This is a genomic window from Streptomyces sp. SM11 (assembly GCF_002910905.1).
Classification (GTDB): domain Bacteria; phylum Actinomycetota; class Actinomycetes; order Streptomycetales; family Streptomycetaceae; genus Streptomyces.
Genome location: NZ_NEUE01000200.1, coordinates 38,312 through 49,763, shown reverse-complemented (window position 1 = coordinate 49,763; position 11,452 = coordinate 38,312). Strand labels below are relative to the sequence as shown.

The 11,452-nt window shown below is 73.8% G+C and carries 7 protein-coding genes; 1 reads left to right on the top strand and 6 read right to left on the bottom strand.

What is annotated here, in order from left to right; all coding sequences use genetic code 11:
• A partial coding sequence (locus tag B9S58_RS18820) for a CDP-glycerol glycerophosphotransferase family protein (protein ID WP_146063530.1) occupies nt 1-1,178 on the top strand: 1,178 nt, incomplete at its 5' end.
• 17 nt (nt 1,179-1,195) lie between these two features.
• Here B9S58_RS18820 and B9S58_RS18815 read toward each other — a convergent pair.
• The 6 genes from B9S58_RS18815 to B9S58_RS18790 form a co-directional block, all read right to left on the bottom strand.
• Nucleotides 1,196-2,338, bottom strand: coding sequence for a glycosyltransferase (locus B9S58_RS18815; protein WP_103533285.1), 1,143 nt, complete (start codon nt 2,336-2,338; stop codon nt 1,196-1,198).
• Nucleotides 2,335-5,214, bottom strand: a complete 2,880-nt coding sequence (locus B9S58_RS18810; RefSeq protein ID WP_103533284.1) for a bifunctional glycosyltransferase family 2 protein/CDP-glycerol:glycerophosphate glycerophosphotransferase — start codon at nt 5,212-5,214, stop codon at nt 2,335-2,337. Before B9S58_RS18810 ends, B9S58_RS18815 begins: the two co-directional genes overlap by 4 nt.
• Complete coding sequence (locus B9S58_RS18805; RefSeq protein ID WP_103533283.1) at nt 5,211-8,663, bottom strand: bifunctional glycosyltransferase/CDP-glycerol:glycerophosphate glycerophosphotransferase; 3,453 nt, start codon at nt 8,661-8,663, stop codon at nt 5,211-5,213. The genes B9S58_RS18810 and B9S58_RS18805 overlap by 4 nt, the downstream gene beginning before the upstream one ends.
• A 237-nt stretch (nt 8,664-8,900) precedes the next feature.
• Nucleotides 8,901-9,785, bottom strand: a complete 885-nt coding sequence (locus B9S58_RS18800; protein WP_181009368.1) for a TylF/MycF/NovP-related O-methyltransferase — start codon at nt 9,783-9,785, stop codon at nt 8,901-8,903.
• A gap of 48 nt (nt 9,786-9,833) precedes the next feature.
• Nucleotides 9,834-10,031: a hypothetical protein gene (locus B9S58_RS39200; protein WP_258044690.1), complete on the bottom strand. Its 198-nt coding sequence runs from the start codon at nt 10,029-10,031 to the stop codon at nt 9,834-9,836.
• Between the two features lie 61 nt (nt 10,032-10,092).
• A complete protein-coding gene (locus B9S58_RS18790) occupies nt 10,093-11,394 on the bottom strand; it encodes a CDP-glycerol glycerophosphotransferase family protein (RefSeq protein WP_258044689.1) in 1,302 nt (433 codons plus the stop codon).
• Nucleotides 11,395-11,452 lie beyond the last annotated feature (58 nt).

Genomic DNA, 11,452 nt, shown 5'->3' with positions numbered 1-11,452 from the left:
CGCGGCTGCCGCTGCGCCCCCGGGACGCGGTGTTCGCCGCCCGGGGCGGCCGGGGGTACACGGGCAACCCGGCGGCGATCGAGGCGAAGGTCCGTGAACTGGTCCCGGGGGTGCGGACGGCCTGGATCTGCCGGCCCGTCGACGCCCACACCGTGCCGACCGGCACCCGGCACCTCGCGCCCGGCACCTTCGCCCACCGGGCGGCGCTGGCCCGTTCCGCGTACCTGGTGAACGACGGCTCCTTCGACCCGGGGCTGGTCAAGCGGCGGGGCCAGGTGCTGCTGCAGACGCACGAGGGGACTCCGCTGCGGACCGTGGGCACCGATCTGCTGGACCGGCCCGCCGCCGCCCGGGGCACCGACTTCGAGCAGCTGCTGCGCTCGGTCGACTCCTGGGACTTCTCCCTCTCGGCGAACCCGCACTCCACCCTCGTACGGGAGCGGGCCTACCCGTCCGCGTACACGACGCTGGAGTACGGATCGCCGCGCAACGACGTGTACCACCGCACCGGCCCGGCCGATGTGGCGCGGCTGCGCGAGACGCTGGGGATCCCGGCGGGCAGCACGGCCCTGCTGTACGCCCCGACGCACCGCGACTACCGGCGTGTCCAGCGGCTCGCCCTGGATCTGGAGCTGCTGGTCCGGGTCCTGGGCCCGCAGTTCGTGGTGCTGGCCCGGGCCCCTCTCCCGGCCGGCCCCGGGGGCGGCCGCCGGGCGCCGCATCCCCGGATCATCGACGTCGGCGCGCACCGGTCGGTGGAGACGCTGGCGCTCGCCTCGGACGCCCTGATCACGGACTACGCGTCGCTGATGTTCGACTACGTCAACCTGGACCGCCCGGTGGTGCTGCACCTCGACGACATCGAGGCGTACGAGGCGGCCCGGGGCACGTACTTCGACATCACGGCGTTCCCTCCCGGCATCGTGGCCCGGAGCCAGGACGACCTGTTCGACATCTTCGCCACGGGCCACTGGCGGGGCTCCCGCTCGGCGCAGCTGCGGGCCGCGTTCCGGGCCCGGTTCTGTCCGTACGACGACGGGTACGCCGCCGAGCGGGTGGTGCGGCGGGTCTTCCTCGGGGAGACGGACGGGCTGCCGCTGCCGGTGCCGTCCGCCGCCCTCCGGACGCCCGTGGCCCTGCCGTCCCAGGAGGGGGCCAGGGCCCGCGTCGGGGGCTGACCCACGGGCCGGGGGGCTCAGCGTTCCAGGAACGCGAACAGCTCCTCCCAGCGCCGCAGGGTCTCCGGCTCGGAGAACCGCTGGACGCCGGAGCGGGCCCGCGCGCCCATGGAGTCGCGCAGCCGGGGGTTGCCGGTGAGCCTCAGCAGCCGGTCGGCGAGGGCGGCGATGTCCCCGGCGGGGGCCAGCAGCCCGTCCTCGCCGTCGCGGACGATCTCCCGCACCCCGGGCGCGCAGTCGAACGCGGCACAGGGCACACCACTGGCCATCGCCTCCAGCAGCGCGAGCGGGAAGCCCTCGCCGCGCGAGGACTGGACGAAGACGGAGGCGTCGGCGAGGGCCCGCTCGACGTCGTCGGTGCGGCCCATCCACTCCACGGACCCGTCGAGGCCGAGGGCGGTGCACTGTGCTTTCAGGGCGGTCTCGTCCTCACCCGCCCCGTACACGCGCAGCCGCCAGTCGGGGCGGGACGGAGCGAGAAGGGCCCAGGTGTCCAGGAGCAGGTCGATGCCCTTCTGGTCGCTGAGCCGGCCGATGCTGGCGACGGTCCTCGCGGTGCGCGGGGAGGGCACGGCGGGGAGGCGGGAGAGGGCGTTGGGGAGGAAGCCGACGTTGTTCATGCCGTCCCCGGCCCACTGGTCGGCGTCCTCCTCGGTGAGGACGAGCCAGTGGTCGAGGTCCTTGTAGTGTTTCTTGATCCAGCGGTAGCGGTGGCTCGCGCGGGAGTAGTCGTAGGACTCGTGGCTCATCCCGATGACCCGCAGTCCGGTGGTGTCGGCCTCGCCGACCCACTCCATCGCCCAGACCTGGGTGACGATGACGACCGCGCCGGGGCGGGCGGTCGCGAAGATCTCCGAGAGCCGGCCGACCGCCCGCTTCTTGGCGGCGGCCCGGGCGGCCTCCTTCCGCCGGGCGGGGATCCGGAAGCGGTCGCGGATGCCGTGGGGCGTCCAGGGGGTCGGAGGGTGGGCGGGGTGGAGGGCCGTGACGGGGTGGGCGGGCTGTTCGGGCAGCGCCATCGTGAGGTCGGAGGCGTGGATGCCGATGGTGTGGACCCGGTGGCCCTGGCCGGTGAAGAGGCGCGCGGTCTGGTGCATCCAGCCGGTGACGCCGCCGAGTTCGTCGGTGCTGTTGGAGACGATGTAGATGTCGCGGCTCATCGGCCGGCCCCCCGGTCGTGGTCGGTGGTGTGGCGGGCGCCCGGGGAGGTCCGGGAGGCTCTGGGCGCGAAGACGGCGGCGACGGTCCTGCGGGCCGCGTCGCCCCGGTCGTAGGGCCCGAACTGCTCGACGAAGGCACGGCGTCGGTCGGCGTACCGGGTGTCGGACTTCTTCAGCTCCGCGAGCGCCCCGAACAGCTCGTCCTGCGTCGCGGTCACCGGCCCGGGGGCCTTCTCCCGCAGGTCGAAGTAGCTGCCGCGCTCGGCCGCGTACGTGTCGAGGTCGGGGGCGAACAGCACGACGGGCCGGTCGAGGAGGGCGAAGTCGAACATGATGGATGAGTAGTCGGTGACCAGCACGTCGGTGAGGGCCAGGAGCTCGCTGACGTCGTGGTGGCGTGAGACGTCGACGACGGTCCCGGGAGGGCAGACCGGCAGCCGGACGGACTCCAGGTAGTGGGAGCGGACGAGCAGGGTGTGGGTGTCGCCGAACCGCTCCGCGAACTCCCGCACGTCCAGCAGGAGCCGGCTCCTTCGCTGCTTGCCGGGGCCGCCCCGGAACGTCGGGGCGTACAGCACGGTCTTCTTGTGGTCGTCCAGCCCGAGCTCCCCGGCGAGCGGCGGGCGCGGCAGCCGTCCTTCGGTCTCGGCCCGGTCGCGCTCCGCGATCAGGACGTCGTTGCGCGGGTAGCCGGTGCGCAGGAGCCGTTCCTCGGGCAGCCGGTAGGCGCGGGCCAGGGTGTTCACGTCGTGCTCGGAGCGGACGAGGAAGTGGTCGAAGCGGTCCACGGCCTGCCGGAGGCGTTCCCGCTGCGGGGCGTTCTGGAGCCGCACGCGGGTCTCGTCGAAACCCATCCGCTTGTACGCGGATCCGTGCCAGGTCTGGAGGTACGTGGTGTGCCGGGGCTTGCGTAGTTGCTGCGGGAAGCCCTGGTTGTCGACCCAGTACTCCGCGCGGGCCAGCGCCCACAGGTAGCGCCAGGACCAGCGGCGTACGAGGTGGGCTTCGTCCGGGAAGCCGGCCGGGGACGGGTCGTAGGACCAGGTGACGTGCAGTTTCAGGCCCTGGCGGCGGATCTCCTCGTAGAGGGCGCGCGGGCTGTCGCCGTAGCAGGTGCCCATGTGGCTCTCGAAGACGACGGAGCCCCGGCGCACGGGGAGCCGGGTGAGCCAGGTGTTGTGGACGGGTGCCTTGAAGCCCCGGGAACGGTAGCGCTCCAGGCGCTTGCGCAGGGCCCGGCCGAGGAGCTTCGCCTTCCGGGCGGGCCGGAAGCGGGTCGCGTAGCGCACCAGGCGGTGGGTGGTGCGGGCCGGGCGCCGGCGGGCGGTCAGCCGGAGCGCGAAGTGGTCCTTCAGCGTGATGTAGGGCTCCCAGGTGTCGCCGGCGAGCCACCCGAGCCGGGGCCGGGCGGCGAACCGGGCCGCCCCTGCCACCTGGTCCTGCGGGGCGAACAGGTCGCTGACGGACCGGGGCCCGTCGGGGCCGTCGGCCTGTACGGTCAGCCGCGCGTCCCACGCGGTGTCGCGGGCGCCGACGGGGCGCAGGCGGCGCGAGACGTCGGCCCGTGCGCGCCAGATGATCCCGTCGCCGTCGTGCCGGACCTCCTCGACCGGGAACGCGACGGCGCGCGCCCCGCCCCGGGCCCGGAACTCCAGGGTGGCGGTGAGGGGGGTGCCGGGGCCGGGTCCGCTGTGGCCGGGCAGCACGAGGCGTCCTTCGAGCAGCAGGCGGCCGTCCCCGTCGGTGGCGCAGCGGGTGAGCCGGTTCATCAGCCGCAGCTCGCCGAACGGGCGGTGCTGGTGCCCGAGTTCCGTGACATCGAGGGACCGCCCCGCCGCGTCGCCGCCCCAGGTGATCCGCCCGTCCGCGCCCGCCGTCAGGGGCGCGCACACGGTGGCGGGCCGGCTCAGCGCGTACGCCGCCGCGAGGACCCCTTCCGCGTCGCCCCGGGCCAGCAGGCTCACGGCGACCCGCTCCAGCGGCGGCAGGTCCGGCGGGACGGGTGCGGTCAGTGTGCGGGCGGCGGACGCGGCGACCTTGGTCCGGCGGGCGGCGGGCAGTTGGGGGAAGGACCGGGCGAGCGGCACCAGGTGGTCGCGCGCGAACGCCTTCTCCCGCTCCTCGCGCAGTTCGGGCAGCCCGTGTGCGAGGAGGGTGTTGGCGACCCGGCGATGGGCCTCGACCAGGGCGGCGAGGTCGCGGGCCCGGTCGGGGACGGCCCGGCCGGTCACGACGAGCTGGCGGACCAGGGCGATCCGGCCGACCGCGGCGGCGGCGAGCGGGCCGAACAGGATCTCGCCGTGCGTGAGGTCCTCCTCGTACCGCAGCCCGTGCCGTCTGGCGGCCTCGCGGCGCAGGCAGAATCCGGTCACCAGGGCGTCCCTGACGACGAGTTCGGGGGCCTCGGTGAAGCGGGCGAGGGTGCGGGAGCGGGCGTACAGCTCACCCTGCCAGGATGGTTCCCACTCCTTGCCGCTCTCGTCGGCGATCCGGCTCCAGCGGCCGGCGATCAGGTCGGCGCGGCTGGTCTCGCCCGCCTGCCAGAGGTTGCGGCAGGCGTGCCGCTGAAGGCCTTCGCCGGTGCCGAGGACCAGGACGTACCGGCCGCCCGCCGCGTCCAGGCCCGCGTTGCGCAGGGCCCCGGTGGTGCGGACGGCCGGGTCGGCGTGGATCAGGCGGACCCGCCCGGGGGCCCGGTCGGCGAGGGAGCGGGCGGCGGTGCGGACGGCCGGGCCGGCGGCGGAGGCGAGGACCACGACGGCCTCGGCTCCGCGCAGGGACTGGCCGAGCACGGACTCCACGGAGGCACGCAGGGCGTCGGCGCCTCCTGGTCCCTCGTTGTCCCCGCCGGTGATCACACAGCTGAAGTCGTTCATGCCTGCTCCCCCTTGAGCATCCGGTCGACGACCCCGGCGGCGGCGGTCCCGTCGTCGAGGTCGCAGAACGCCTCCCGGAACCGCTGGTACGCCTCCCGGTGACCGGCGGTGGCGGCCGCCGGGGTGCGCAGGGCGGCCACGATCCCGGCGGAGTCGGGGATCAGAGGCCCTGGGGCGCGGTGCTCGAAGTCGAAGCAGAAGCCGCGCAGGGTGTCGCGGTAGTGGGCCAGGTCGTAGGTGTGGAAGAGCACCGGGCGGCCGGTCTGCACGAAGTCGAACATGATCGAGGAGTAGTCGGTGACCAGGACGTCGCTGATCAGCAGCAGTTCGGCGACGTCCGGGTGGCGCGAGACGTCCCGCACGAAGGCGGTGTCGGGGACGCTCCCGCCGACGAGGTAGTGGCGGCGGACCAGCAGCACATGGTCATCGCCGAGTGCGTCGCGGGCCCGGTCCAGGTCGAGTTGGAGGTCGAGCCCGTAGCGTCCGCCCTGCCGGGGGTGGTCGTCGCGCCAGGTGGGGGCGTAAAGGATCACGCGCCGCCCCTCGGGGATCGCGAGCCGTTCACGTACGGCGGCGGCGGTCTTGTCCCGGTCGGGCGCGTACAGCAGGTCGTTGCGCGGGTAGCCGCACTCCAGGACCTCCCCGGAGTAGCCGAAGGCGCGGCGCAGGACGGGCGTGGAGAAGCTGTTCGGGGAGACGAGGACGCTCCACTGGGCGGACCGGTGCTCCATGGACGCCATGTAGGCGGCGTCGGCGTGCGGGGTGCCCGCGAGGTCGCGGCCGATGCGCTTGAGCGGGGTGCCGTGCCAGGTCTGGACGACACACTGGCCCTCGGCCCGCTCGAACCACGGGGGCAGCTGGGTGTTGGTGACGATCCACCGGCTGCGGGCCAGGGCCTCGTGCCACTGTGCGCTGTGCAGGGCGACGGGCCGGACGCCTTCGGGGACGACGGCCTGCTGGTCGCGGACGACCCACAGGTGCTCGATGCCCCTTCCGCGCGCGGCCAGTTCGCGGTGGATGGCGCGGGGCGAGTCGGAGTGCTGGCGGCCGTCGAAGCTGGAGTAGAGGACGGCGGGGCGCAGTTCGTCGACCGTGGCAGCGCGCAGTCCGGCGTACCGCTCGCGCTGGAGCCGCTGCCCGTACGCTCCTCGCTCCTCGGCCGGGAGGGCACTGCCGGACTCCAGGACGAGCCGGTCGTGGTGGCGCCGCTGGAGGGTGAAGTCCCGCCCCCCGACCTGCTGTTGCTTCGGCAGGCCGGGGTGCAGGGGGGTGCTCAGCCGGAGCGGGCGGTACGCCTCCGGGTCCCGCTCCCCCGGTTCGCGGAGGAAGAGGTACCAGCGCCCCTCGGCCAGGGGCAGCGCTCCGCCCGGCCCCTCGACGGCGGCGGGCGCGATCACGGCCCGGAAGCCGTCTCCGTCTCCTCGCTCCAGGCCGAGGACGGCCTCCTCGTGGTGACCGCTGTGCCGCAGGACGAGTTCACAGGGGGCGGCGGTGGGTACCGGGAACGCTCCTTCCAGCACCAGCCCTCCCGACTCCTCCCAGGTGGCGGAGGTGACGACGGGCTGGACGGCCCGGTCGGTGAGCACGAGGTCGCCGGAGGGGTTGGGGGCCGCGTACAGCTCACGGCCGCCGGGCAGCGGATAGCGTCCGTCCTGGCCGTCGGTCCGGGCCGCAACGGTCAACGACTTGCCCTCTCCGACGAGTTGGACACCCCAGATGCCGTCCTCCCCTCGGAGGGCGCTGAGCGGGATGTCCGCCGCCCGGGAGCCGAGCGAGCCGCGCAGGGCGAACTCCCGGGTCTCCTTGGTGCGCCACTCGGTGAGCCGCAGGGCGACGGGCCCGGCTTCGCCGAGGATCTTCACTTCCAGGCGCACGGCGCCCTCGACCGCCGACTGCCCGGTCAGGACGGCGGCGACGCGTTCGGTGCGCAGCTCCAGCTTGTTGCCGGACAGGACGGGGACGATCCTGGTCCGCTCGTCGGTGTACGTCACGGCGGGCGGGGCCGGGGTGCCGACGAGCCGCATGGGGCCCCGGCGCGGCCGGCCCGCGCCGACGACGACGGCCTCCAGCTTCCAGGTCGTACGGCCGTCGCCCGCTCTCCTGGCGATCGCGCGCGGGTCGACGACGGCCTCGAACCCGGCGCGGTCGTAGCGGTGCAGGGAGCGGCCGGAGCGGGCGGTGGCCTCGCCGCCGCCGACGGGACGCAGGCGCAACGGGATCAGCCGCCTCCCGGAGCGCAGCCAGCCGAGCCGGGCCGGGCCGCCCGGGGCGTTGCGCACGTAGGCGTGGCCGGTCAGGTGCAGCAGCCCGTCCCGCCAGACGGCCTTGGTGAGGTGGGCGTGGACGGGCAGGTCGGCGGAGGCCAGTACGGTCGTGGCGGGCGGCAGCGGGTCGCGGACGGCGGGGTGGTGCGCGCGGGGGCGGAGCAGTCCGCGTACGTGGAAGGTGTCCCGGTCCTTCTTCTCGTCGGCGAGGAGAGCGAGGAGCTCGGGGAGCCGGCGCTCGCGGATGAGCTGCCACTTGACCCGCAGGTGCAGGGGCAGCGAGGCGAGGACAGCGGGTTCGACGGTGGCGGCGAAGGCTCCGGCGTGCTCCAGGAACGCCTCGTGGAACTCCGCGTCGCCGTCCGGCAGGGCCTCGATGAACAGCCACAGGTCGCCGGAGAGCGCATGGGCGTCGTAGCGGCGCTTGGCCTCGGCCGCCCCCGTCGTCTCCGGCCGGTCCGCGAGGAAGCGGCTGACGGTGGTGACGGCCGCGACCCGGTCGCGGATGCCCCGGGGCACGGCCCGCCGGGTGGTGATCGAGCCGTCGCGGTCGCGCCAGTGGTAGACGGGTTCCTCGACGACGTCGACCGAGCGGGCCAGGAAGTGGGCGGGCAGGACGACACCGATGTCCTCGTACAGCACGCCGGTGGGGAAGGCGAAGGCGTGCTCGTCCCAGAAGGTGCGGCGGAAGACCTTGTTGCAGGCGATGCGGTCGCCGAGCAGGATCCAGTCACGGGTGACGTGGGTGGCCTGCCGGGCCTTCTCCATCGGTTCACGGAACATCGGGGACTGTTCGAGCTCCCCGTTGGCCCGCAGCCGGAGCACGTTGCCGGTGGCGAAGTCGGAGCCCGAGGCGTCGAGTTCGGCCAGCATCCGGGCGTACGCGCCGGGCGGGACGACATCGTCGCTGTCGACGAACGTCAGGAAGTCCGCCTCGGGACGGGCCTCGCGGATCCCGGCGTTGCGGGCCGCGCCGAGTCCGGCGTTCTCCTGCCGGAACAGCCGGAAGCGCGGGTCGCGGTCCACGAACTCCTGCGCCAGAGCAGGCCCGTTGTCCGTGGAGCCGTCGTCGACGAGGACGACCTCCAGGTCCGGCATGGTCTGTGCGGCGAGCGAGGACAGGCAGGCACCGAGGTACTCCTCGACGTTGTAGAGGGGGACGACGACGGTGAGACGGGGTGCCATCGCGGCGCACGATCCTTCCGGGCGGACGACATCAGGGGTGATGGGCGTCGGGGGCTTGGTCTTCGGGGCATGGGGCCCGCCGGGGCCATGGGGTACAACCCTCACCGGAAGGACGGGTCACCCGAGGGGGCCCGTTCGGGTGACGCGGAGGGCGGAGTCAGGTGTCCGGGAGCGCGCCGGAGCGCGTTCGAGCCCCGCACCGGGGAGGGCACGGGGCTCGGGCCTCGGGACGTGGTGTCAGGGCTTGACGGCGATCCGGCCCTCGTCCATCCGCAGCAGGAGCAGCCGCTCACCGGTCTTGTCGAGGAACTCGTCGACCGCCTGGCGCGACCCCTGCCAGTAGCCGTAGTCGTCGATCAGGAGCACGCCGCCGCTGACCAACCGGGAGTACAGGTGCTCCAGTTCGTGCTTCGTGGAGGCGTACCAGTCGGTGTCCAGGCGCAGGATCGAGATCTGCTCGGGGGCCTGCCCGGGGACGGTGTCCTCGACCCGTCCCCGCACGTAGTGGACGCGTTCCTTCGGGTACGGGACCTCGTCGAAGCCCGCCTTGACGTCCTCCAGCGAGGCGACCGCCCAGATCGGCCGGTCCTTGCCCTGGGCGTCCAGCAGCTCCTGGGCCGGCCGTCCGTCGCGCCGCAGGTCCTCGGCGGTGGGCGGGGTCATGCCCTCGTAGGTGTCGAAGAGGTACAGGTCGCGTTCGGTCTCCCCGGCGGACAGCAGGGTCCGGGCGCAGGCCTGCATGGAACCGCCGCGCCAGACACCGCACTCGACGATGGAGCCGGGGATGTCGTGCCGGGCGATGTGACGGGTGGCCAGGATGAAGGCGTTGAGCCGCTCCGGCGAGGTCATCGAGTACGGCTTTACCGCGCGGATGATGTCCTTCGCCTCGTCGTCGTAGTCCTCCGGGAACGCGAGCGCGGGCTTCTTCGACCCGGGCTTCGCGGCCGTCGCGGGAACGGGTGCGGGCCCGACGGCCGGAGCCGGTGCGGGGCCTGCGGGGGCGGTGCGGGCGGCGGGCACCGTTACGCGCCTGAGCTGGTATCCGGTGAGCTGCTGAAGGACGCCGTTGACGGCGTTGCGCCAAGCCATGCCCCGGGACAGTACGCGCGGTATGCGTTGCATGTCACCTTTCGTCAACCTGTCATTGATCCCGCCGGGCCCGCTCACAGCTCAGCCCGCCGACTCGGCACGCGCGGGCGTCTGCTCCGGCGCGGGCGTCTGCTCCGGAGTCGGCGCCTGCTCCGGTACGACGGCCGGCTCGGGCCTGCCGCACCGCTCGCGGCTGTCCACCGGCCGGGGCAGCGGGATCCCGTCCACGCCGCCGACCCAATTCGCCCACCACACCGCCGGCTCCCGTACGGCGAACATGGTCAGGCGCGGACAGCGCTGCGGCTCGCGGAAGACGCCGACGGAGTCGCCCCCACAGTCATCACCGCGTCCGCGTTGGGGCCGTCCCCCACATCGACGCCGAAGTAGTCGATGCGGTGCCCGGCGAGCAGCGCCCGGTGGGTACGGGTCCGCTTGCCGGAGACGCGCGCTCCGAGGTCGACGACGCGACAGGTTCCCGTACGTCGAAGAACCGCCGTACGACACGCTCCGCCGCGTGCCCGTCGTCATACGGGCAGAACCGCTCCCGGAACGCGGTGCGCAGCGCGGCCGCCTCCGGTGACCGCCACTCCCCCGTCCGGAACACGTCGGCCAGTCGGTCGGGGGTGGTGGTGACGGGACCGGGGGTGTCGCCGGGCCGCCCGGAGAGCAGGTCGAAGCAGGTCCCGCGCGCGGCCCGGTAGGCGGCCCAGTCGGGGGCGTGGACGACGATCGGGCGGTCCAGACAGGCGTAGTCGAAGATCAGGGAGGAGTAGTCGGCGATCAACGCGTCGGCAGCCAGGCACAGTTCTTCGACCCGGGGATGCCCGGTGACGTCGATGACCCGCCCGGACCCTGCCGCGCCGACCCCGGCGGACCGCCCGTAGAAGTAGTGGGCGCGTACCAACACCACGTACTGCGGGCCCAGTTCGCGTGCCAGGCGCTCCGGGTCGAGGTCGGGGACGAAGCCGGTGCGGTAGTCGCGGTGGGTCGGGGCGTAGAGCAGGGCGGTGCGGCCGTCGGCGATGCGCAGTTCGGCGCGGATCTTCGCGATGTCCTCGGCGGTGGCGGTGAAGTAGACGTCGTTGCGGGGGTAGCCGAGGTCGAGCCGTTCGTACGCGCCCGGGTAGACGCGGCCCCAGACCTCGGTGGTGTGGGGGTTGGCGGAGAGGCTGAAGTCCCACTGGCCGACATGGGCGAGGATCTTGCCGAAGTCGGCCTTCCGGGCGAGGGCGGGGTAGGCGCGCTGGTCCAGCCCCATGGTCTTGAGCGGGGTCCCGTGGTGGGTCTGGAGATAGCGCTGGCCGGGCCGTTTGGTGAAACCGCCGGGAAAACTGGAGTTGTTGACCAGGTAGGTGGCGGTGGCCATGGCCCGCCAGTAGGGGCGCGAGCCCTCGATGACGTACGGCACGCCGGGCTCCATCCGGTCGCGGTGCCGGGAGGAGACGGCCCATACGCCCCGGATGTGCGGGACCAGTTCGCGGGCCTTGGCGTGGATGGCGGCCGGATTGCAGGCGACGCCCCGGTTCCAGTACGCCCCGTAGACGGCGAGGTCCGGGTCGAGCGGGCGGCGCAGGTCGGTGCGGTAGACGGCCCGCATGGCCTGACGGCGCACGAACCGCTTCACGGAAGCTCGGGTGGGCATGGCAGCCGAGCGTAGTCGCGGGTCCGGGCCAGAGGCAGCCCGCGTTCACCCGTTCGGG